This is a genomic window from Roseivivax halodurans JCM 10272 (genome assembly GCF_000521785.1).
Taxonomy (GTDB): Bacteria; Pseudomonadota; Alphaproteobacteria; order Rhodobacterales; family Rhodobacteraceae; genus Roseivivax; species Roseivivax halodurans.
Window position 1 is genome coordinate 66528 of sequence record NZ_JALZ01000008.1, and the last position, 21888, is coordinate 88415.

Consider the following 21888-nt stretch of genomic DNA (forward strand, 5'->3'; position numbering starts at 1 on the left):
CTGGTGCCCGCGGCCGGACTCGAACCGGCACGGCATGCGCCTAGGGATTTTAAGTCCCCTGTGTCTACCATTCCACCACGCGGGCCAGCGAGGCCGGACCTTAACCGCCCGGGCGGGCGAGCGAAAGCGCCTCAACGGGGTTCCGCGAGGCCATCTTCCTTGACCGCCTGCATCGCGACATAGGTGGAGGTTGAAGAGATGTAGGGGAGGGTCGAGATCTGCTCGGCAAGGACCCGGCGATAAGAGCGCATGTCGCGCGTGCGTACCTTGAGCAGGTAGTCGAAATTGCCTGCAATGAGGTGCGCCTGCTCGATCTCGGGCACCCGGGCGACGGCCGCGTTGAACTGGGCCAACGCCTCCTCCCGCGTATCGGAAAGCCGCACCTCGAGAAAAGCCACGTGTTCGAGCCCGAGGCGGATCGGATCGAGGATCGCCCTGTAGCCCCGGATCGCCCCTACCTCCTCGAGCCGCCTGAGCCGCGCCTGCGTCGGAGACTTCGACAAACCGATCCGTCGCGCCAGTTCGGTAATGGACACGCGGCCATCCTCGGCCAGCACGTCGAGGATGGCCCGGTCGAAACGGTCGAGGTCCAGGATGTCGGTTTGCATCGCCTGAGGCCACAAATGAAGACGGATCGGGCAACAACCACGCCCAGTTCAGGACAATTACCTCGAAATTTCGGCGTAGACTAGCGCAAATCAGCGGAGGAATTCATGCCCAGAGACAACGCGACCGACCTGCGCCACGTCATCGACAAGATGACCTATGCCGACGAGGCACCGCTGGTGACGGAGCTGCGCGGCACCGCGAGCCTTACCGACGAGGAGCGCCAGGCGATCTCAAAGCGCGGCGCGCAGCTTGTCCGCGACATCCGCGCCGATTCCGATCCGGGGATGATGGAGGTCTTCCTCGCCGAGTACGGTCTCTCCACCGAGGAAGGCATCGCTCTGATGTGCCTCGCCGAAGCGCTGCTGCGGGTGCCCGACGCGGAGACCATCGATGCGCTCATCGAGGACAAGATCGCCCCGTCGGACTGGGGCAAGCATATGGGGCATTCCTCCTCGCCGCTCGTGAACGCCTCGACCTGGGCGCTGATGCTCACGGGCAACGTGCTGAAGGACGGCGATCCGGGGATCGCATCGCATCTGCGCGGCGCGATCCGGCGGATGGGCGAGCCGGTCATCCGCCGCGCCACGGGTCAGGCGATGCGCGTGATGGGCCAGCAATTCGTTCTGGGCGAGACCATCGAGGCCGCGATGAAGCGCGCCGCCAAGCAGGAAAAGCGCGGTTACACCTATTCCTACGACATGCTGGGCGAGGCCGCGCGCACGCACGAGGATGCCCGCCGCTACCAGCTGAGCTATTCCCGCGCGATCAATGCCATCGCCGGCGCCGCGAAGTCGAAGCAGACGCGCGACAACCCGGGCATCTCGGTAAAGCTCTCCGCGCTGCACCCGCGCTACGACGAGTTGCAGTCTGACCTGGTGTTCGAGACGGTCGTGCCGCGCCTGCGGATGCTCTGCCAGCTTGCTGCCTCGGCGCGGATCGGGCTCAACATCGACGCCGAGGAGATGGACCGCCTCGGCATCTCGCTGGACGTGATCGAGGAGGTGCTCTCCGAGCCCTCGCTGAAGGGCTGGGAAGGCTTCGGGGTCGTGGTGCAGGCCTACGGCAAGCGCGCCGGACCGGTGCTCGACTGGCTGCACGATCTCGCGTCTCGCCTCGACCGGCGGATCATGGTGCGGCTCGTCAAGGGCGCCTACTGGGACACCGAGATCAAGCGCGCGCAGGTCGCGGGGCTCGACGACTTCCCGGTCTTCACCTCGAAGCCCGCCTCGGATGTCAGCTTCATCGCCAATGCCCGCAAGCTCTTCAAGATGACGGACCGGATCTATCCGCAATTCGCGACGCACAATGCGCACACCGCCGCGGCTGTGCTGCACATGGCCGAGGCGATGGAGATCCCGAACGAGAAGTGGGAATTCCAGCGTCTGCACGGCATGGGTGAGACCCTGCACGACCTCATGATGGAGAACGAGGGGGTGCGCTGCCGCATCTACGCGCCGGTCGGCGCGCATCGCGACCTTCTGGCCTATCTCGTGCGCCGTCTGCTCGAGAACGGAGCGAACTCGTCCTTCGTCAACCAGATCGTCGACGAGGATGTCGCGCCCGAGACCGTGGCCGCCGATCCCTTCGACAAGGTACATGACAGCGGATTGACGACCGGGACCGAGATCTTCCTGCCCGAACGCCGGAACTCCAAGGGCTGGGATCTGCGGCACCGCCCGACGCTCGCCGCCATCGACGAGGCGCGCGGTGCCTTCGAGCGCCATCGCTGGGACGCCGGCCCCCTTCTCGCGGTCGATGCGCCCCCCGGTGAGACGGAAACCGTGAAGAACCCTGCCCGTCCCCGCGACGAGGTCGGGACCGTGACCTGGGCCTCGCCCGACACGGTCGCCGCGGCGGCGGACGCGGCGAAGCCCTGGGACGCTTCGGCCGAAGAGCGCTCGAAGGTGCTCAACGGGATCGCCGATCTCTACGAGGCGAATTACGGCGAGCTATTCGCGATCCTTCACCGCGAGGCCGGCAAGTCGCTGCAGGACGCGGTTGCCGAGATCCGCGAGGCCGTGGACTTCCTGCGCTACTATGGCGCCCGGACCGAGGGTGAGCCGGCGGTGGGCGTCTTTGCCTGCATCAGCCCGTGGAACTTCCCGCTCGCCATCTTCACCGGCCAGATCGCCGCGGCGCTTGCGGCCGGCAATGGCGTGCTGTCGAAACCGGCTGAACAGACGCCGATCCTCGCCTGGCGCGCGGCGCAGCTCATGCACGAGGCGGGCGTTCCGAAGACCGTGCTCCAGCTTCTGCCCGGCGCGGGTGAGGTCGGCGCGGCGCTGACGTCGAATCCGGCCGTGGGTGGCGTCGCCTTCACCGGCTCGACCGAGACCGCGCAGATCATCCACAAGTCGATGGCCGAGAACCTCGCGCCCGGCGCGCCACTGATCGCGGAGACGGGCGGACTCAACGCCATGATCGTGGACAGCACCGCCCTGCCCGAACAGGCGGTCGCCGCGATCATCGAGAGCGCCTTCCAGTCCGCCGGCCAGCGCTGCTCGGCCCTGCGCTGTCTCTACGTGCAGGAGGACATCGCCGAGAGCTTCACCGAGATGCTCACCGGCGCGATGGAGGCGATGCGGATCGGACGGCCTTGGGATCCGTCGACGGACGTGGGCCCGGTGATCGACAAGGACGCCAAGGCCGAGATCGATGCCTACATCGCCGAGGCCGAGGAGACGGGGCGCGTGCTCAAGACCTGCGACACACCCGATGCGGGCCACTTCGTTGCGCCGACGCTCATCAAGGTCAGCGGGATCGAGGATCTCGAGCGCGAGATCTTCGGCCCGGTCCTGCATATCGCGACCTTCGCGGCGGACGAGATCGACAAAGTGATCGATGCGATCAACGGCAAGGGCTACGGGCTGACCTTCGGCCTGCAGACTCGGATCGACGATCGTGTCCAGCACGTGTCCGACCGGATCGAGGTGGGCAACATCTACGTCAACCGCAACCAGATCGGCGCGATCGTCGGCTCGCAGCCCTTCGGCGGCGAGGGTCTTTCCGGCACCGGTCCCAAGGCGGGCGGACCGGACTACGTCGAGCGGTTCCGCAAGCACCCTGCCGAGGCATCGTCCGGCAAATGGACTGGCAAGGACGATCCGAAGCGGATCGAGAAGGCAGCCAAGCAGGTGGCGAGCGATGCCGTGATCGACAGCACCGAACTTCCGGGGCCGACGGGCGAGTCGAACGTGCTTTCCACCCTGCCCCGCCCCGCAGTGCTCTGCCTCGGGCCGGGCGCGGACGCGGCCAAGGCTCAGGCCGAGGCAATCCGCAATCTCGGCGGCGTCGCGGTGGAAGCCGAAGGGTCGCTGGACGCCGATGCGCTCGCCATGGTGAAGGGCATCTCCGGAGTGATCTGGTGGGGTGACGAGGCAACGGCGCGCGACATCCGCGCAGGCCTCGCGCGTTTCGAAGGTCCGATCCGGTTCCTCGTCACCGGCATGCCCGACCGCGGCCACGCCCGGCTCGAACGGCATGTCTGCGTCGACACCACCGCGGCGGGCGGCAACGCCAAGCTGCTCGCCGGCGTCGACTGATACTTATGGGGAGGGCGGACACAGTCGCTTGACGACGCTGTCCGCCCGCCCCGTCCGGACTTGACGCCGCCTCGCGGCGCGCCAAGCTTCCGACCCATGTTTCCTATCCGCGACCACAACCCCTCGGGGCGTACGCCGTTCGTCACCTACGCCCTGATCGCGGCGAACGTGGTGATCTTTCTCAATTACTGGTCGCTCTTCCAGAACGAGCTGGCTCTGAACCGGTTCTTCTGGGACTGGGCACTGATCCCCGCACGCGTGAGCCAGGGCGACGGCTACGGCGGGATCCTCACATCGATGTTCCTGCACGGCGGCATCATGCACCTCCTCGGCAACATGCTGTTCCTGTTCATCTTCGGCGACAACGTCGAGGACGAGATGGGACATCTTGGCTATCTCGGCTTCTACCTCGCCAGCGGAATCGGGGCAGCGTTCGCGCAATATGTCACCGCGCCCTACAGCCAGGTCCCCATGGTCGGCGCGTCGGGGGCGATCGCGGGCGTGATGGGCGCGTACCTGCTGCTCTTCCCACGAGCGCGGGTCGATATCCTCATCATCCTGATCTTTCTCTTCCGCGTGGTGCCGATCCCGGCCTGGGTCGTGCTCGGCCTCTGGATCGGCATGCAGACATTCGGCGGCATTGGCGCACCCGCCGATGCGGGCGGCACCGCGTACTGGGCGCACGTCGGCGGTTTCGTGATCGGCGTGCTGCTCTGCATCCCGCTCTGGCTGCGGCGCGGTGGCCCGGCCTTCTGGCGCAAGAGCCACGGCCTGCCGCCCCACCCCGCGGCCCATTATCGCTTCGTCTCGACCGACGTGCCGCGCGCGGGACAGCGCAAACGCCCAGGGCGCCGCCCGGGGCCTTGGGGGGGATCGTCATGAGCGAGGCGCGACGCGCAACCTGCCATTGCGGAGCGGTGGAACTGAGGGTTCGGCTGGAGACGCCTCTCTCCGAGGCAGCCCGCTGCGACTGTTCGTATTGCCGCAGGCGCGCCGCCCCGAACGTCTCGGCGCGCAAGGAGGATGTCGAGGTTTTGCGCGGCGCCGATCAACTCACGCTCTACAGCTTCGGCACGCGTACCGCGCAGCATTTCTTCTGCAAGATCTGTGGGATCTACGTCTACCACGAGCGCCGGTCGGCACCCGGCCATTGCGGGATAAACCTCGGGACGCTCAAGGGCGTGAACCCCGCCGATTACGAGCCCATGCCGTGGAACGACGGGGTGAACCACCCCTCGGACAGCTGAGGCCTCACGCCTCGCGGATCACGCGGGCGAAATGATCGAAGATGTTGCCGTTGGCGCAGAGGATCGTGCCGTCCTCGAGCGGTGTCTGTCCCTCGCGGACGCCTCCGACCAGGGCGCCCGCCTCGAGCGCGATGAGCGAGCCGGCTGCGAGGTCCCAGATCTGCAGCTCGCGCTCCCAGTAGCCGTCATAGCGGCCGGCGGCGACGTAGGCGAGGTCCAGCGCTGCCGAGCCCCAGCGCCGCACACCGGCGCAGGCGGGCATCAGCCGCGCGAGATCCTTGAGCGTCGCGGGCAGCGTCTTCTTCGCGCCGAACGGCACGCCGGTCGCGAAGAGCGCCTCGGCCATGCGGTGGCGGCCCGAGACGCGCAGGCGCTTGCTGTCGTTCAGCCAGGCGCCGGCGCCCTTCTCGGAGTAGAACATCTCGTCCTTGGCGGGATCGTAGATCACCCCCGAGACGATCGATCCCTTGTGTTCGAGCGCGATGGAGATCGCAAAATGCGGCATGCCGTGGAGGAAATTGGTCGTCCCGTCGAGCGGATCGACGATCCAGCGGCGGGTCGGATCCTCGCCGGGCGTCTCGCCGCTTTCCTCGGCCAGCCAGCCGTAGGTCGGGCGCGCGCCCATGAGTTCCTCGCGCAGGATCTTTTCCGAGGCGAGGTCGGCGCGGCTGACGAAGTCGCCCGCGCCCTTCATCGAGACCTGCAGGTTCTCGACCTCGCGGAAGTCCTTCACGAGGGAGCGACCCGCCTTGCGCGCGGCCTTCATCATGATGTTGAGGTTGGCGCTGCCCTGCATGTGCCCGGCCCTTCCATTGAGTCAGGGCGCGCGTATACGCGGGCGTCCGGGGGATGTGAAGGGGCTCCGGTCGTGCGCGACACTCCGCGCGAGATGCGGTGTCACGGTCCGGGCGCTCCACAAGATAAGGGCCCGCGCGGATGGCGCGGGCCCTCTTGCTCGGTCGGGACGAGGGTCCCGATCAGAAGCGGTAGTTGATGTTCAGGCTCGCCGTGGTGGCGTCGGCGTCGATGCCTTCGGCGTCGAAATCGTCGAACTCGTGGTAGTTGATCTCGCCACCGGCGGTGATGTTCTCGGTCAGGAACGTCTCGGTGCCGAGGCCGACGTAGTAGCCGTTGGAATCGCCGAGATCGTCATCGTCGGTGAACGCCTTGGCGTAACCGCCGCCTGCGTAAACCATTGAACGGCCGAAGTTATAACCGACGCGGGGACCGGCGCGGAGGATGCCGTCGACGGCCGGGCCGTCGTCGAGCTCGATCTCGCCGGCGTCGTAGTTCACGCCGCCGCCGACGACGACGTTACCGAAGTCGCGGTCGTAGTTCATGCGCAGGCCGTAGAGGGTGCCGTCGCCGTCGAGGTCGGTGCCGTCGTCATCGTCCGCCTGGATGTCGCCGTAGCCGAGCTGGGCACCGGCGGAGAAGCCGGAGAAGTCATAAGTCGGTGTCGGTTCAACGACTTGCGGGGCGGGCTGGGTCACGACCGGCTCGGGCGCGGGCTGCGAGATGCTGCCGGCGAAGGCGGTGGTGGAGGTCGCGGCGATGGCTGCGGTGGTGATGAGGAAGCGTTTCATTGTCTGCTCTCCGTAGGAGTTTCTTGAGCGGCGGACCTTGTCCCGGCCCGTCGAGTTATGAGGAAATGGCCACGAACGCCCCAATGTTCCAGCCCCCGCCAGTCACGGGTTTGTGGCGACTCTGAGGCCACATCCGCGAGATATTTCAAAAACTTGACGGAACCGGCGGAGTCTGGCGCATGACGCCACGGGAGGTGATCACGAAACGGTAACGCCGGGTTTCGAAATCTCCCGCCGGGGGCGGATTTTCGGCGGAGACGCGCCGCTTCGAGGCGGCGTCGGCCTCTGAGGCTGACGTCACGAAAACTGCCCCGGCCGCTCCGGGTTTCGTAACAAATGTAAGAAATCGGGTGCGAATTGTACGGAATTCGGGCGCGTTTCGACGCTGGACGCAGAGTTTGCGCCACTCGCGCGTGCCGCGGGGCGGGATCGGGGCGATCCGGAGGGGCGCGGAGCCGGGAGACGGCGGGGCGGGTCCGGCCGGACGACCGGACCGGAGGGCCGCCTGCCCTGCCGGTCCCGGCGCCGGGCGGGACATCCCGGGGTCCGGGCGGCGGCTCGAGTCGTCCCGGCGAGAGGGCGCCATGCCTCTGCCTCCAAACCCGCGCGTGGGGATGGGGGCATTCCGCGCCTGCGCCGCTCCCGGACGGTGACGCGCCGCGGGCCGCACATGCGTGCGGCCCGTTCATCCAGGTGTGCGAAAGGTGCCCGGCCCGGCACGTTGCCCGGTCCCGACACGGGCCGAACGGGCCGCGGCCCGTTCGGGATCAGTTCTGCAATAAATGGGCCATCAACCTAAATTCTGCTCAAACCACTCTTTCGCTCGCTCTCGGCTTGCTTCAAAAACCTCGATTTGCTCAATGATTTGAGTGTCAGTTAACAGATCGAAGTCACCCCGACACCAGATTGATGGCTTTCGCTGCCAGCCCAATGAACCAGTTGGCACCTTTGGAAAAAAGATAATTTTCCCAGGAGATTTCTCGAAGTCCGTGTGCCGAAAAATCGACCTCTCAAGAATCGAGAAAAGTAGCCGTGCCTGGTAGTCAGAGAACGGAATTTTGCTCCATGGAATGAAGAAGACAGGCGAAAAGTGACCTTGATCACGAACTACGGTGAGGGGTTTAATCGGAACGCGAATACCCGGTCCGAGTGGAAACCATTCAACAAAGTCATCGAACGCCCGTACGCCACTTATCGGGTTTTCGGCCACAAAGTCGAACCATGCTTCCACGACCTCCGCATTGTGCTTGCGCCCCAATGCAGAGCCCTTCTCGCGAACTATATGGAGCGCAGTACGCCGATCTATCCCATCTTCGATCTGCCACTTGGCGCAGGACTTTGCGATACTGTAGTTCCAAGGAACAATACCTGTTAGAAAGCTAACCAGCTGCTTGGTCGTCTTATCGACGTCCAGATGCTGCATTCGTGCCCAGTTCTCGACCGCAGGCGGACGATCTAGTTTTTGGAGAGGAGTCATTGCCTATGTATCCTAGCGCCAGATGTTAACTCAAACTGACGAATCTTATCGTCAGTAATTTCCATACCCAGATTGATTGGACCGCTGTTGTTCCAAACAGCATCCCACGCGCCTCCCTTCGCGTGCGACATATCCACCAAAACGGATGCTGGAATTCTTATGTAGAATCTGGCAAGTTCACGGATGTAATCTTGATAGTCGGCTGGGATATCATCCCAAGCTACTACAAGCTCGCCAGTTTCATAGTCTGGCCGACGCGCCAAATCGCGAATCGCCCCTCCCCTATACCGCTTGAACTGGTTATAAACCTCCCTAAAAACAGGTCCGTATTCCCACGCTTCGATTTTGGCACTTACGAGTGGCTGCCCACATTCGCGTAGCCGATCAACGTGCATAAAATACAATGCCTTATTGAGATGCAGGTTTGTTACGGCGACACGCTCTATCTGCGCTTGACGCAGCACGATGTTCGCAACAACCCGCACATCAAGACCGCTCATTTACCACCTTTGTTCACTTCTTGTTCATTTTCCGTGCTAAATGACGCTGAGTCAAGGCCGCGCACTACAATATGCTGCGGAACTCCCGCCACTCCCCCTTGGACATGCCGGAGGTTTCCTGCGTCACCTCTTCACCCTTGAGCATGCGCTTCACGCAATCAAGGCCGGCGGCGGAGAGGACGGCTCCGCCCATGCGGTAATCCTCGAAGGCCCTGTAGGCGAAGGGGACCCAGTCGCGGACCATCTCTCCGATGGCCTCGGCGTAGACGCGGATCTCGTATTGGGCGTGGGAATCTGCGCGAAGGCGCAGGAAATGGAGGAGGTTGTGGAGGTCCGTCTTCCAGTACCATTGGGTGTAGATGTTGGCGGGCAGGTTCATCCGGGCGAGCTCGCGCGCGAGGCCCTGCTGGCCGTCGTCCGAGATCATCTCCTCGTAATGGTCGTAGGCGCGCATCGCGTCGTCGCGGAGATAGCGCAGGACGCGTTCGGCCTCTTCCCCGGCAAGGGCCTCGCCCCGTCCCTGGTTGTTGGAGGTCGATTGCGAGGCGAGTGCGTCGGGCTCGGGGATGTAGAATTCGCGGTCGAGGATCGAGTAGCGGGCGGAGTATTCGTTCACGTTGGCGGTGCGGTGGCGGATCCACTGGCGCGCGACGAAGACCGGCAGCTTCACGTGGAGCTTGATCTCGCACATCTCGAAGGGGGTCGAGTGCCAGTGGCGCATGAGGTAGCGGATCAGCCCCTCGTCGTTGGAGACCGACTTGGTGCCGCGGCCGTAGCTGACGCGGGCGGCCTGGCAGATGGCGCTGTCGTCGCCCATGTAGTCGACAACCCGCACGAAGCCGTGGTCGAGCACGGGGGCGGCGCGGTAGAGATGCTCCTCCATCGCCGGGACGGTGGCGCGCAGGGTGGGCGCGGGCTCGGCGCGGAGGGCGTCGATCTCGGCCTGCTGTTCGGGGCTCAGGGGCATGGGCGGCATCCTCTCGGCGGCAAATGAGTCGGGGTCCAGCTATATCTTGCAGAGACTGCGCGCAAAAACCACCACATCGGGTGGCGGCAAATCGGTCGCACATTGCGGGAAAACGGGCACGGCTTCGGCACGGTCAGATTGACTTGGGGTCAAGCCTGGCGACATCGTGGCCGAAACCGCAGGCAGCGTGCAAATCGAGGCAGTGAGCGCATGACCCGCATCGTGGCGACGATCCTGACGCTGGCGCTTCTCGGCGCCTGCGGCAGCACGGGGAACGACGGGGAGAACCCGCTCGATCCCGAGACCGGGGAGGATGCCGGGCCCGGGACGGGGGGCGACGGCGACCCCGGGACGCCGATCGACAGCGACCGGGGCCTGCCGCCCGGCACCGAGGCACCCACGCCCGACAGCTCGATCGTGCGCTACGAGCCGCGCGGGGAGAGCGGCGGCGGATTTGCCGAGGCGATCGCCTACGATGCGGCGACGGACACGTTCGAGGTCGACAACCTCGCCTTCGACGGGGACAACGTCTACCGGCGCGGGGGGCGGCCGGGCAGCCAGAACGCGGTCGGATCGCTGGGGCCCTTCGCGGTCTACGAGAGCGACGTGACCAGCGTCGATCCGGTGACCGGCACGGTGGTCGACAACCTCGCCTACCGGGCGATCTATGGCGTCTCGACGAGCGGGCAGACCGAGTTCGCGATCGTGCGCAGCGGGGATTTCGTGGATTACGGCTTCGGCGGCTTCGTCTACCAGCGCAACGGGGTCGATGCGGCGGGCAATGCGACCTCGCTGGAGCTGCCGACGGCGGGGGATGCGGTCTATGCGGGCGATTACGCGGGCGTGCGGATCTTCGACGGGGTGTCCGGGCTCGAATACCTGACGGGCGATGCGTCGATGCGGATCGACTTCAAGGATTTCAACGACGCGCAGGCGGGGGTGTCGCTGACGGTGGCGAACCGGCGGCTCTACGACATCGACGGCACCGACATCACGGACCGGTACATCGCGGCGCTGCAGGAGGACAACGACGGCCTCGTGGTGCCGCGGGACGCATCGGGCAACGCGGTGATGCCGCAGGTGGGCTCGGTGGTGAGCCCGGATGTCGCGGATGCCAACGGGGAGATCGTGCAATCGGTGTTCACGACGCTCGAATTCGACGACGGGACCCAGGCGACCGCCGCGGAGGGCGAGTATTACGCGATCATGTCGGGCGAGGACGCGGGCGAGATCGTCGGCGTGCTGGTGATGACGGGCGACGATCCGCGGCGGGACGCGGCTTTCCAGGAAACCGGCGGATTCATCGTCTACCGGCAATGAGGCGCGGCGCGGGGCTTTTCTTCCGGCTCTGCGCTAAGGGCGGCTGTCTTCTCCGCGGCGCGGCTCTGGCGGTTGCGCTGCCCTGGACCGGTCCGGCGGAGGCCGAGACGCTGACGCCGGACCAGATGCGGGTGATGGCGGCGCGGGCCTGGGCGGCGGGAGAGCTCGAGATGTCGCTGGGACTGGCGGACGCGCTGCTGGCGCGGGATGCGGGCGACGTGCAGGCGCTGCTGATCCGCAGCCGGGCGGCACGGGACCTCGGGCGCTACGGGGACGCGCGGGAGGCGGGGCTCGCGGCGTGGCGCGGGGCGACGGACGACGGGGACCGCTATGCCGCGGCGCTCGCCGTGGCTCAGGCGCTGGCCTCGGACGGGGCGCGGACGCGGGCGCAGTTCTGGCTGCGGCGCGCGGTCGAGGTCGCGCCCTCCCCTTCGCACGAGGCGCGGGCGGTGCGTGATTTCCGCTACGTGCGTGCGCGCAACCCGTGGTCGACGCGGCTGTCGTTCTCGGTCTCGCCGTCGTCGAACATCAATGACGGGTCGAGCGAGGACGAGGTGCCGATCTCGCTCGGCGGGAGTGTGCCGGGCGGCTTCCAGCCGGTCTTCGTGCTTGGCCCCTCGGCCAAGGCGCTGTCCGGGATCGAGTATTCCGCGGGGCTGTCCACCTCGCGGCGGCTGGCCGAGACGGCGCGGCGCAAGACGACGCTCGATTTCGGGCTGACCCACCGGACCTACACCCTGTCGGAGGAAAGCCGGGACGATGCGCCGGATGTCGAGGGATCGGACTTTGCGCTGAGCGCGGTGCGGATCGGGGTCGGCCATGACTGGCGGACGGAGGACGGGCGCACGGAGCTGTCCTTCGGCACCTCGGCCGAGCGCAACTGGTACGGGGGCGATCCGCTGTCGCAGACATGGCGGGCGAGCGCGGGCGTACGGCAGGCGATCACGCCGACGCTCATGGGGCGCGCCGGGATCACCCGCGATCTCGAGGAGGGGCTGGGATCGCGCGCGGATGCGCAGGGCTGGCGCGGCTCTGCCGGGCTCGTGCACATTCTGGGGTCCGGACATCAGGTCAGCGGGGCGCTCGCCTACCGCGACCAGAGCTCGGAGGACGGCAATCTCGACTTCGACGAGACCGAGCTGACCCTGGGCTTCGGCTTTGCGAGGCCGATCTGGGGCGCGGGACTGTCGCTGGCGCTCTCGGCGGCGGGGCGGCATCACGACGAAATCTCGCTTTTGGAGAACGGGCGCGACGACAGGCGCTACACGGCGCGCGCGACGGTCACGCTCGACGAGATCGACTATCTCGGCTTCGTGCCGGACGTGACGCTGCGCGCGACGCGGAACGACAGCACGCTCGGGCTCTACGATCGCGAGGAATTCGGCGTCGCCTTCGGCATCCGCTCGAAGTTTTGATCGCGTCCCGCGCCGCGTGAAGACCCTCGACTTGAGGGGCGCTTCGCCTAGTGTTGGCGGTGAACCAATCCGGACAATCAAGGGCAAAAGATGTCGATCGAATACCTGCACACCATGGTCCGCGTGAAGGATCTCGAGAAATCCATGGCCTTCTACGAGATGCTGGGCCTCAAGGAGCGCCGCCGCTCGGAGAGCGAGAAGGGCCGCTTCACGCTCGTCTTCATGTGCCCGCCGGGTCAGGAGGACGGCCACAACGACGTCGAGCTGACCTATAACTGGGACGGCGACGACGCGCTGCCGGACGACAGCCGCCATTTCGGCCACCTCGCCTACCGCGTCGACGACCTCTACGGGCTCTGCCAGAAGCTCATGGACAACGGCGTGACCATCAACCGCCCGCCGCGCGACGGCCACATGGCCTTCGTCCGGTCGCCCGATAACGTGTCGGTCGAGCTTCTGCAGAAGGGCGACGCGCTGCCCGAGCAGGAGCCCTGGGCGAGCATGGAAAACAAGGGGCATTGGTAGGAGTTCGTCTCCTCTGCGCGGCGCTCGTCGCCGCCCTGATCTGGGCCGCCCCCGCGGCCCGGGCGCAGGACTGCCGCCTCGCCCTGCTTCTTGCGCTCGACGTCTCCTCCTCGGTCGACGAGGAGGAGTACCTTCTCCAGAAGGACGGGCTCTCGGCGGCCCTCGCCAGCGACGACATCCGCAGCGCGCTGCTGCTCGGCCCGGGGAGCGTCGCGCTCGGCGCCTATGAATGGAGCGGGCGGCGGCAATCTGAAGTCGTGGTCGACTGGATGCTGATCCGCAGCTCCGCCGATATCGACCGGGTCATCGGCATCCTGCAAGCGACCCCCCGCAGCCAGACCCGGTTTCCGACCGCCATGGGCTATGCGCTCGGCTTCGGGTCGAACACGATGACGCGGGCGCCGGATTGCGCGCGGCAGGTGATCGACGTCTCGGGGGACGGGGTCACCAATGACGGCTTCGCGCCGGACCTCGCCTACAAGCATTACCCTTTCGAGAACATCACGGTGAACGGGCTCGCCGTGCTCGGAGCGGACCCGGAGGTCGACGCCTATTACGACCGCATGGTGCGGCACGGGCCGGACGCCTTCGTCGAATATTCCGACGGCTATGCGGGATTCCGACAGGCGATGACCCGCAAGCTCTTCCGCGAGATCAACGGGCTGGTTATCGGGCTGAACTGAGGCTCAGCGCAGGCGCGGCGGCCTTTCGGGATCGCTGCCGGGCGCGGCGGGGGCAGCCTTCGGCGCCTCGGGCTCGGGCAGATCGAAGCGCAGGGCGACGCGGGCGAGGCGCGCGGCGAGAGGGTCGGTCTCCTCGAGGAAGGTCACGTCGAGCGCGCCGGCCTCGAGACCGGAGAAGACCAGCGCCTCGTTGATCGCGCGGGCGAGCGTCGGCTCTGCGCCGTCGGCGGCGCCGGTGATGCCGAGCAAATGCCCCTTGGCGCCGCCCTCGTAGGTGACTTCGGCAAGGTAGGCGCGGCGGGCGAGACCCGCGGCGCGGGCGAGCTTTTCGTCGAGCGCTGTGAGCAGCCCCTCGGGCAGATGGCCCGGGGCGGAGACCTCCTCGGGGCGGGCCTCGGCCTCGGAGGGGGCATGGCCGAGCGTGTCCTTCAGCCAGCCGAGCGCATCGGCGGGGATGAGCGCGGAGGTCTCCTCGCGGTCGAGATTGACGCCGAGGCCGACCCCCTGCCCCGCCAGCATCTCGGCCAGCGCGCGGCCGGGGATCGCGGCGTAGGGCGCAGGCCGGCCGGCGAAGGCGGAGAGGCGCTCCTCGCGGTCGAAGGCGAGCACGAAGCGGCCGCCATCGACGTCGAAGAGCTCGGGCGAGATGTTGTCGCCCTTGGCTTCCTCGGTCAGCATCAGGCAGAGCTCGGATTCGGCGAGGCGGGCGTAGAAGGCGAGACGCGCGTTGTCGTCCTCGGGTGCGGCCTCCATCGCGGCGCGGGCGGTGTCGAGCGGGGTGTCTTCGGTCATCTGGGGCGCCTTCTCAAGCCGGGTCGGGCGCAAGCTGAGGGTGTGGGCGCCGGATGGCAAGGGGGTGCGGGCTTGTCCCCTGCCCGCGCGAGGTCCACGTAAGAGCGCGATGACGGGCGATATCGAAGAGCTGAAGGACGAAATCCGCGGCTGCCGGATCTGCGCGGAGCGGTTCGCGGCCACGAAGACGCGGCATGCGCCGCGCCCCTGCGTGTGGTTCTCGGCGGGCGCGCGGGTGCTGGTCTGCGGACAGGCGCCGGGCTTGCGGGTGCACGAGAGCGGCAGACCCTTCGACGACCGCTCGGGCGACCGGCTGCGCGACTGGATGGGCGTGGATCGGGAGACGTTCTACGACACGACGCGCGTTGCCGTCCTGCCGACGGCGTTCTGCTTTCCGGGCTACGATGCCAAGGGATCGGACCTGCCGCCGCCGAAGGTCTGCTGGGAGACCTGGCATGGCGATGCGCTGCAGGCGATCGGACCGGTCCAGGTGCGCATTCTGATCGGCGGTTACGCGATCAGGCGGCATCTCGGCGACACGCGCCGCGTGTCGGACGTGGTTGCGGACTGGCGGGCGCAGGCGCCGGGCACCTTCGTGATCCCGCATCCCTCGTGGCGCAACAACGCCTTCCTGCGGCGCCATCCGTGGTTCGAGGGCGAGGTCGTGCCGGAGCTGCAGCGTGCGGTCGGAGCGGCGCTCACTCGTCGGTGAGAAATTCCGGCTCGAGGACCATCACCGTGCGGCGCGAGGGTAGCGTGCGGAGCGAGACGTCGAGCGTCGACGAGCCGGTGCGCTCGATCGCCCAGTGGTCGGAGACGCCGTCGAGGAAATCCTCGAGCGCATAGGGGCCGAACCAGTGCATGGGGATCACGATGGAGGATTTCAGCCGGTCGACGACGCGGATCATCGCCTCGCGGCTCATCGTGTAGCCGCCGTCCACGGGGACCATGAGCACGTCGGCGCGGCCGAGCGCGGCGTATTGCTGGTCGTTGGGCTCGTGGTGGAGATGGCCGAGATGGGCGATGCAGAGGCCCGCCGTCTCGAAGACGAAGATCGAATTGCCGTTCTCCTCGCGGTCGCCGAAGGCCGAGCGGATGTCGGTCGAGACGTTGCGGACCAGCATCTCGCCGAGGTCGAGATGGTGGTCGACGGGCTCGCCGGTCTCCCCGCTCCAGCCCGGCAGCACGTTCGGGATCGCCGGGTCGGGGCTCGGGGTCCAGTGCGAGGAATGGGCGTGGTTCATGGTGACGACGTCGGGGATCATCGTGGTGTTGCCGATGAAGCCGGTGAAATCGGTCACGGCGTTGATCCCGCCCTCGGTGCGGATGAGGAAGGAGGCGTGGGCGATGTAGCGGATCCGCACGCCGTATTCCTCGATCGGAGCCTGCCAGCTGGCCTTGTGCAGATACTCGATCCCGGGATCGGCCTCGGCGATGGCGATGCAGTGGCTGGGGGTTCGCGCCTCCTGCGCGGCGGCGCTCCCGGCAGCGAGAACGAGGGTCAGGGCGAGAGCGGATCGGATCATGGCGGCACCTCCTGTCGGAGGCGAGGCTAGCAACCGTAGGGTTGAGCACGGCATCACGATGGCGTGGGACAAACCCTGCGCGGTGCAGAAAAAAAGGCCGGGCTGAGAGCCCGGCCAGGTCCAACAGGGAGGTTGGCACGTGATACCCCGCACGTGCCCACGGGCTGTGACAGTAACCAAGTGAACCATACTTGGTTCCCGCCGTCAGGTCCGAAATTCCGGACTTCAGGAGACCAGCCGGTAGCCGCCCGATTCGGTCACCAGAAGGCGGGCATTGGACGGGTCCGGTTCGATCTTCTGACGCAACCTGTAGATGTGCGTCTCGAGCGTGTGGGTGGTCACGCCCGCGTTGTAGCCCCAGACCTCGTGCAGGAGCACGTCCCGCGGCACCACGCCATCGGGCGCGCGGTAGAGGAACTTGAGGATGTTGGTCTCCTTCTCGGTCAGGCGGATCTTCTTCTCGGCCTCGTCGACGAGAAGCTTCATCGACGGGCGGAACGTGTAGGGCCCGAGCTGGAAGACCGCGTCCTCGGACTGCTCGTGCTGGCGCAGCTGGGCGCGGATGCGGGCGAGCAGGACGGGGAACTTGAAGGGTTTGGTGACGTAGTCGTTGGCGCCCGCGTCGAGGCCGAGGATGGTGTCGGCGTCGCTGTCATGCCCGGTGAGCATCAGGATCGGCGCCTTGACGCCCTGCTTGCGCATCAGGCGGCAGACCTCGCGGCCGTCATTGTCGGGCAGGCCGACGTCGAGAATGATCAGGTCGTAGAGCTGCTCCTTGGTGCGGCTCATCGCGGCGGCTCCGGTCTCGGCCTCGAACACCTCGAAGTCCTCGGTGAGGACGAGCTGCTCGGCCAGGGCCTCGCGCAGGTCGTCGTCGTCGACCAGAAGAATGTTCTTCAGTTGCGCCATATTGGGTGCCTCCTTTGGTGTGTCGCAAATGTGAGGTGGACGCCCTTGCGACAAGATTTGTGGCAGGAGACTCACGGGCTCGTGTCTGCCGACGGCGACATGTTACAGACATGTTGCAGCTGCGCCGGAATTGCCTCGAAAGGGATGCCCCATGTCCTTCGCCCCCGACCTCACCGAAACGCTGGCGCGCGCCCGCGGTGACCTGCGCATGGGCGTTCCGGTGGTGCTGGCGGGCGAAGAGGGCGCGGCGCTGGTCCTGGCCGCCGAGACGTTGAGCGAGGAGCGGCTGCGGGACGCGCGGGCGCTAGGTGAGGCCGATCTCGCGCTCACTGGGCGGCGCGCGGAGACGCTGAAGGCGCGGGCCTATGACGGCGACATCGCGCGGGTGGCCCTGCCCGCGGATGCCGGGCTCACCTGGGTGCAGGCGGTGGCCGATCCCAAGGACGATCTTGCCCAGCCCATGAAGGGGCCGCTGAGGACGCGCCGCGGGGGCGATCCTTCGCTGCACCGGCTGGCGCTGACGCTGGTGAAGTCCGCGCGGCTTTTGCCCGCCGCGCTGGTGGTGCCTCTGGCGGACGGCTCGGGTTTTGCGGCCACGCACGGGATCTCGCTGCTCGATGCTGCGCAGGCGGCGCCGCACCTCACGCGCCTCGCCGCGCTCGATCACGTGGTGACGGCGCGGGTGCCGCTGCGCGCGGCCGAGGATGCGCGGCTGCACATCTTCCGCCCCGCCGACGGATCGGAGGAGCATTACGCGATCGAGATCGGCCGCCCGGACCGGTCCGGAGCGGTGCTGGCGCGGCTCCATTCGGCCTGTTTTACCGGCGATCTGCTGGGGTCCCTCAAATGCGATTGCGGCCCGCAGCTCAACGCCGCGCTCACCCAGATGGGCGAGGAAGGTGCGGGCATCCTGCTCTACCTCAACCAGGAGGGCCGCGGCATCGGGCTCGCCAACAAGATGCGGGCCTATGCGTTGCAGGATCAGGGCTTCGACACGGTTGAGGCCAACCACCGGCTCGGCTTCGAGGACGACGAGCGCGATTTCCGCCTCGGCGCACAGATGCTGGAACGGCTGGGGGTCGGGCGCGTGCGGCTGCTGACCAACAATCCCGCCAAGATCGCGCGGATGGAGGAGAGCGGCATCGCCGTCGCCGAGCGCGTGCCTCTCAAGGTCGGCGAGACGCGGTTCAACCACCATTACCTCGCCACCAAGGCGGCGAAGTCGGGCCACCTGCTCTAGGCCGCTTCGGCGGACGCGATCCGGACCGGTCCGACAGGGGTGCGGAGGCCCCCTGCGGCAGCCCGATGCCGGGCTTTCGTCAGGATTCTTCCGGGACGTGCGCCGGAGGTCCTTCCGGTACCGGGCTGCGCCGCGCGACAGCGATGTTCCGGGCGATGAGGAGGACGATGGCCAGCGCGCCGACCGCCTCGATCGGAACGGACGGCCAGAACACGGCGAGAGTTGCCAGCGCGGCGAGCCCTCTCTGCCAGTGGGGCATGGGCGCGAAGAGGTGCCCTTCGATCGCGGCGGCGAAGGCCGTGAGCGCCAGGATCGCGAGCAGACCGTTCCAGAGGACCAGAGGCACGGGACCGCCGACGATGATCGGTTCGTTGAAGACCATGAAGAGCGGCACGAGGTAGAGGCCCTTGGCGAATTTCCAGGCCTGGACCGAGGTCTCCATAGGCGAGGCGTTCGCGATGGCCGCACCCGCGAAGCCTGCCAGGGCCACCGGTGGCGTGACGTTCGAATCCTGGCTCCACCAGAAGACCACGAGATGGGCGACGAGGAGCGGGATGCCGAATTCCTCGGTCAGGGCCGGGCCGATCAGGATGATGAGCACGATATAGGCCGCCGTCACCGGGAGCCCCATGCCGAGGATCAGGCTGGCGATGACCACGAGGAGAAGCGCGAGAACGAGGTTGCCCCCCGAGAAGGCGATCATCATTGAGGAGAACTTGAGGCCGAGGCCGGTGAGCCCGACCACGCCGACGATGATCCCGGCGAGCGCGCAGGCCACCGAGACCGCGACGGCGTTCCGCGCGCCGAGCTCCAGCGCCTCCATCGTCTTCGCGACGCCGGCGCGGAGCAGAGCCGCCGCGCGGGGCCGCGTCGGTCCCTCGCGGAAGAAGGCCAGCAGGGCGCGCAGGACTGCAGAGGCCACCACCGCGACGATGGCGAAGAAGCCGACGCGCATGGGCGAGTAACCCGCGACGAGGAGCCAGACGAGGACGCCGAGGGGGAGCAGGAAGTGCCAGCCTTCGCGGAGAACATCGCGGGCGCGCGGCAGATCCTCGGCCGGCAGGCCTTCGAGCCCGCGCTTCACCGCGGCGATGTGGACGAGCAGGTAGACCGTCCCGAAATAGAGGAAGGCCGGGAAGATCGAGATCATGACGATGTCGATATAGGGGGTGCGGGTGAACTCGCTGATGAGGAACGCGCCCGCGCCCATGAGCGGCGGCATGATCTGGCCGCCGGTGGAGGCCGCGGCCTCGATGCCGCCCGCCTGTGCCGGCCGGTAGCCGAGGCGCTTCATGAGCGGGATGGTGAAGGCGCCGGTGGTGACCACGTTGGCGATGGCGCTGCCCGAGATCGAGCCCATGCCCGCGGAGGCGATGACCGCCGCCTTGGCCGGTCCGCCGCGCTGCCGCCCCGTCGTCGCATAGGCGAGGTCGATGAAGAACTTGCCGGCGCCTGTGACTTCGAGAAAGGCGCCGAAGAGCACGAAGATGAAGATGAAGGTCGCCGCGACGCCGAGCGGGATGCCGTAGATGCCTTCGGCGCCGAGGGTGAGCTGGCTGGCCAGGCGGTCGAGCGAGTAGCCGCGATGGTTGAGGATGCCGGGCAGCCAGTCGGCGAGGAAGGGCAGCTCCCCGCGGTTGCCGGCGAAGGCGTAGACGATGAAGACCGCGCCGATCACGGTGATCGTCGGCCCGATGGCACGGCGGGAGGCCTCGAGGACCAGCAAGGTGGTGACGACCCCGACCGCGACGTCCTGCGTGCGCGGGAAGATCGCGTTGGCGATGGCGTCGATGTTCGCCGGCACCCAGTAGCCGACCAGAATGCCGCCGAGGATCAGGACGCCGTCGATGGCCCAGCCGAATGCCCCGCGCGGTCTGTCCTTGGTCACCGGGTAGATGAGGAAGCAGAGGGTGAGGATGAACCCGAGATGGATGGGCCGCTGGTAGAAGAGGCCGAGCGGCTGGATGCCGGCGGCGTAGAGCTGGAAGAGCGAGAGCGCGATCCCGATGATCGCGATCGCGCGGAGCACCAGCCGGGGCTGCGTGGGGCGGCCCATGTCCTCTGCCATGTCCTCTGCGCCGGCAATCGGTTCCATAAAGGTTACTCCAGGGAGATGCGGACAGGGCGCCGGGCGGCGGCGGCCGACAGCGAGACTTGGCGGGCGGGTGTGCGCAGCCGGTGATCGACGGCCGGGCTGCCGGCTCTGAGGATGTAGGCGTCGCCGGGCACCGGCTCGTCGATGTCGAGGATCCAGTAGCCGCCTTCGCCGTCGGACACCTGCCGCCCGCGGCCCGGAATGTGGCCGAGGCCGGCGGCGAAGTCGGGCTGGTGCGAGCGGACCAGCACCATCCGGCCGCCGCGGTTCTCGTAGCAATCCGCCACTTCGAACCCCTGGACCGAGTGGTTCCAGATCACGCACCAGCCCTCGCCGTCGGCAATCTCGAACCGCGCGATCTCGGCGCCGCCGTCGACCCGCGCGACCAGATCGGCCGCGAGCGCTTGAGAGGCGAGCAGGAGGGACAGGGCCCCTCCTGCGATGAGCGCGCGCATTATTCGCGCAGGTCGTCCGGGATCTCGGCGCCGGCTTCCTCGAAGTAGCGGATCGCGCCCTCGTGGAGCGGCACCGGGGTCGCCGACATGGTGAAGTCGACGGTGGTCTCCTCGGCCGCCGGGTGCACGGCGCGCATCTCGTCGATGTTCTCGAACATGGCGCGGGTGATCTCGTAGACGAGGTCCGCGTCGGTCTCGGACGAGACGACGAGCACGTTCGGCACGCCGATGGTGGTGACGTCCTCGTCGACGCCGTCATAGGTGCCGCCGGCCAGAGACAGCGTGGTGAAGGTCGGGTCGGCCTCCTGCGCCGCGGCGACCTCCTCCTCGGTGAGCGACAGGATCCGGACATCCTGCGTGGTGGCGAGGTTCATGATCGACGAGGTCGGTGCGCCGACGCTCCAGAAGCCGGCATCGATGTCGCCGTTGGCGAGCGCGTCCGCCGTCTCGTTGAAGTTCAGCCGCTGCGCGGTGAAATCGTCGAACGACATCCCGTTGGCCTCGAGCAGGGTCTGGGCGTTCACCTCGGTGCCCGAACCCGGCGCGCCGACCGACACCGTCTTGCCGGCGAGATCGGAGACGGATTCGATGTCGGAGCCCGCGGGCGTGACGATCTGCACCATGTTGGCATAGAGCGACGCCACGGCGCGGGTCATGGGCAGTTGCTGGCCCTCGAAACGTCCCGTGCCCGCATAGGCCTGCTGCACCGTGTCGGCGAGCGCGATGGCGAGGTCGGCGTCTCCGGTCGCGATCAGACCCATGTTCTCGACCGAGGCGCCCGTGACCTCGGCGGTGGCGCTCACGCCCTCCACATGGCTGTTGATCACCTCGGCGAGGCCCCCGCCCATGGGGTAATAGACGCCGCCGGTCCCGCCGGTGGCGATCGAAAGCTGCGACTGCGCCACGGCCGGCCCGGCGGCCAAGGCCGCGACGAGCGCGATGGAACGAGTGATGATCATGGTTAACCTCCCTGTTGTGTTCCGGAGGATCCTAGCGAGCA

At 67.3% G+C, this 21888-nt stretch carries 21 protein-coding genes and 1 tRNA gene; 9 read left to right on the plus strand and 13 right to left on the minus strand.

Annotation, left to right across the window (positions count from 1 at the left end; all coding sequences use genetic code 11):
• Nucleotide 1: 1 nt before the first annotated feature.
• Both OCH239_RS09540 and OCH239_RS09545 read right to left on the minus strand, forming a co-directional pair.
• Nucleotides 2–85: transfer RNA gene (locus OCH239_RS09540), tRNA-Leu, on the minus strand.
• A gap of 46 nt (nucleotides 86–131) precedes the next feature.
• Nucleotides 132–608: an Lrp/AsnC family transcriptional regulator gene (locus OCH239_RS09545; protein ID WP_037261641.1), complete on the minus strand. Its 477-nt coding sequence runs from the start codon at nucleotides 606–608 to the stop codon at nucleotides 132–134.
• Nucleotides 609–713: 105 nt separating this feature from the next.
• On the opposite strand from OCH239_RS09545, the gene putA reads away from it, so the two are divergent.
• The 3 genes from putA to OCH239_RS09560 all read left to right on the plus strand — a co-directional run bounded on the left by putA (nucleotide 714) and on the right by OCH239_RS09560 (nucleotide 5398).
• Nucleotides 714–4151 carry a bifunctional proline dehydrogenase/L-glutamate gamma-semialdehyde dehydrogenase PutA gene (gene putA / locus OCH239_RS09550; RefSeq protein ID WP_037261643.1) on the plus strand — a complete coding sequence of 1146 codons (3438 nt, stop codon included), beginning with the start codon at nucleotides 714–716 and terminating at the stop codon, nucleotides 4149–4151.
• 96 nt (nucleotides 4152–4247) lie between these two features.
• Nucleotides 4248–5033, plus strand: a complete 786-nt coding sequence (locus OCH239_RS09555) for a rhomboid family intramembrane serine protease (protein WP_037261645.1) — start codon at nucleotides 4248–4250, stop codon at nucleotides 5031–5033.
• On the plus strand, nucleotides 5030–5398 hold the full coding sequence (locus tag OCH239_RS09560) for a GFA family protein (protein ID WP_037261647.1): 369 nt from the start codon (nucleotides 5030–5032) through the stop codon (nucleotides 5396–5398). The genes OCH239_RS09555 and OCH239_RS09560 overlap by 4 nt, the downstream gene beginning before the upstream one ends.
• 4 nt (nucleotides 5399–5402) lie before the next feature.
• Here the strand turns inward: OCH239_RS09560 and OCH239_RS09565 are convergent, their stop codons facing one another.
• The 5 genes from OCH239_RS09565 to thyX all read right to left on the minus strand — a co-directional run bounded on the left by OCH239_RS09565 (nucleotide 5403) and on the right by thyX (nucleotide 9928).
• Nucleotides 5403–6194, minus strand: a complete 792-nt coding sequence (locus OCH239_RS09565; protein WP_037261649.1) for an inositol monophosphatase family protein — start codon at nucleotides 6192–6194, stop codon at nucleotides 5403–5405.
• Between the two features lie 181 nt (nucleotides 6195–6375).
• Complete coding sequence (locus tag OCH239_RS09570) at nucleotides 6376–6984, minus strand: outer membrane protein (RefSeq protein WP_037261651.1); 609 nt, start codon at nucleotides 6982–6984, stop codon at nucleotides 6376–6378.
• A gap of 790 nt (nucleotides 6985–7774) precedes the next feature.
• Nucleotides 7775–8461 (minus strand): hypothetical protein, encoded by a 687-nt coding sequence (locus tag OCH239_RS09575; protein ID WP_157577841.1) that lies wholly within the window; start codon nucleotides 8459–8461, stop codon nucleotides 7775–7777.
• Entirely contained in the window at nucleotides 8458–8961 is a 504-nt protein-coding gene (locus OCH239_RS22070) for a Panacea domain-containing protein (RefSeq protein WP_084782332.1), read from the minus strand. The genes OCH239_RS09575 and OCH239_RS22070 overlap by 4 nt, the downstream gene beginning before the upstream one ends.
• A gap of 64 nt (nucleotides 8962–9025) precedes the next feature.
• Nucleotides 9026–9928, minus strand: coding sequence for an FAD-dependent thymidylate synthase (gene thyX, locus OCH239_RS09580; RefSeq protein ID WP_037261655.1), 903 nt, complete (start codon nucleotides 9926–9928; stop codon nucleotides 9026–9028).
• A 210-nt stretch (nucleotides 9929–10138) separates the two neighbouring features.
• On the opposite strand from thyX, the gene OCH239_RS09585 reads away from it, so the two are divergent.
• The 4 genes from OCH239_RS09585 (at nucleotide 10139) to OCH239_RS09600 (ending at nucleotide 13871) form a co-directional block, all read left to right on the plus strand.
• Complete coding sequence (locus tag OCH239_RS09585) at nucleotides 10139–11248, plus strand: hypothetical protein (RefSeq protein ID WP_037261656.1); 1110 nt, start codon at nucleotides 10139–10141, stop codon at nucleotides 11246–11248.
• Nucleotides 11245–12663: a surface lipoprotein assembly modifier gene (locus OCH239_RS09590; RefSeq protein ID WP_037261658.1), complete on the plus strand. Its 1419-nt coding sequence runs from the start codon at nucleotides 11245–11247 to the stop codon at nucleotides 12661–12663. The genes OCH239_RS09585 and OCH239_RS09590 overlap by 4 nt, the downstream gene beginning before the upstream one ends.
• 90 nt (nucleotides 12664–12753) lie before the next feature.
• Complete coding sequence (locus tag OCH239_RS09595) at nucleotides 12754–13188, plus strand: VOC family protein (RefSeq protein ID WP_037261660.1); 435 nt, start codon at nucleotides 12754–12756, stop codon at nucleotides 13186–13188.
• The gene (locus OCH239_RS09600) at nucleotides 13182–13871 is read left to right on the plus strand and encodes a DUF1194 domain-containing protein (protein WP_037261662.1); all 690 of its coding nucleotides are present in this window, start codon (nucleotides 13182–13184) and stop codon (nucleotides 13869–13871) included. Before OCH239_RS09595 ends, OCH239_RS09600 begins: the two co-directional genes overlap by 7 nt.
• Nucleotides 13872–13874: 3 nt before the next feature.
• Here OCH239_RS09600 and OCH239_RS09605 read toward each other — a convergent pair whose 3' ends face one another.
• Complete coding sequence (locus tag OCH239_RS09605; protein ID WP_037261664.1) at nucleotides 13875–14663, minus strand: SseB family protein; 789 nt, start codon at nucleotides 14661–14663, stop codon at nucleotides 13875–13877.
• Nucleotides 14664–14772: 109 nt separating this feature from the next.
• Between OCH239_RS09605 and OCH239_RS09610 the strand changes: the two genes are divergently transcribed.
• Entirely contained in the window at nucleotides 14773–15375 is a 603-nt protein-coding gene (locus OCH239_RS09610; protein ID WP_037261666.1) for a uracil-DNA glycosylase family protein, read from the plus strand.
• Here OCH239_RS09610 and OCH239_RS09615 read toward each other — a convergent pair.
• Together OCH239_RS09615 and OCH239_RS09620 are read right to left on the minus strand one after the other, a co-directional pair.
• Nucleotides 15362–16189 (minus strand): MBL fold metallo-hydrolase, encoded by an 828-nt coding sequence (locus OCH239_RS09615; protein WP_037261668.1) that lies wholly within the window; start codon nucleotides 16187–16189, stop codon nucleotides 15362–15364. The two genes, OCH239_RS09610 and OCH239_RS09615, sit on opposite strands and share 14 nt — an antisense overlap.
• A 225-nt stretch (nucleotides 16190–16414) precedes the next feature.
• A complete protein-coding gene (locus OCH239_RS09620; RefSeq protein WP_037261670.1) occupies nucleotides 16415–17098 on the minus strand; it encodes a response regulator transcription factor in 684 nt (227 codons plus the stop codon).
• A 151-nt stretch (nucleotides 17099–17249) separates the two neighbouring features.
• On the opposite strand from OCH239_RS09620, the gene ribA reads away from it, so the two are divergent.
• Nucleotides 17250–18338: a GTP cyclohydrolase II gene (gene ribA / locus OCH239_RS09625; RefSeq protein ID WP_037261672.1), complete on the plus strand. Its 1089-nt coding sequence runs from the start codon at nucleotides 17250–17252 to the stop codon at nucleotides 18336–18338.
• A 79-nt stretch (nucleotides 18339–18417) separates the two neighbouring features.
• Here ribA and OCH239_RS09630 read toward each other — a convergent pair whose 3' ends face one another.
• Genes OCH239_RS09630 through OCH239_RS09640 form a run of 3 tightly spaced genes read right to left on the minus strand, consistent with a single transcriptional unit; the run spans nucleotide 18418 to nucleotide 21847 of the window.
• Complete coding sequence (locus OCH239_RS09630; RefSeq protein ID WP_211241978.1) at nucleotides 18418–20433, minus strand: TRAP transporter permease; 2016 nt, start codon at nucleotides 20431–20433, stop codon at nucleotides 18418–18420.
• A 5-nt stretch (nucleotides 20434–20438) separates the two neighbouring features.
• Nucleotides 20439–20888 (minus strand): DUF1850 domain-containing protein, encoded by a 450-nt coding sequence (locus tag OCH239_RS09635; protein WP_157577842.1) that lies wholly within the window; start codon nucleotides 20886–20888, stop codon nucleotides 20439–20441.
• Entirely contained in the window at nucleotides 20888–21847 is a 960-nt protein-coding gene (locus tag OCH239_RS09640; RefSeq protein WP_037261674.1) for a TAXI family TRAP transporter solute-binding subunit, read from the minus strand. Before OCH239_RS09640 ends, OCH239_RS09635 begins: the two co-directional genes overlap by 1 nt.
• Nucleotides 21848–21888: the final 41 nt, after the last annotated feature.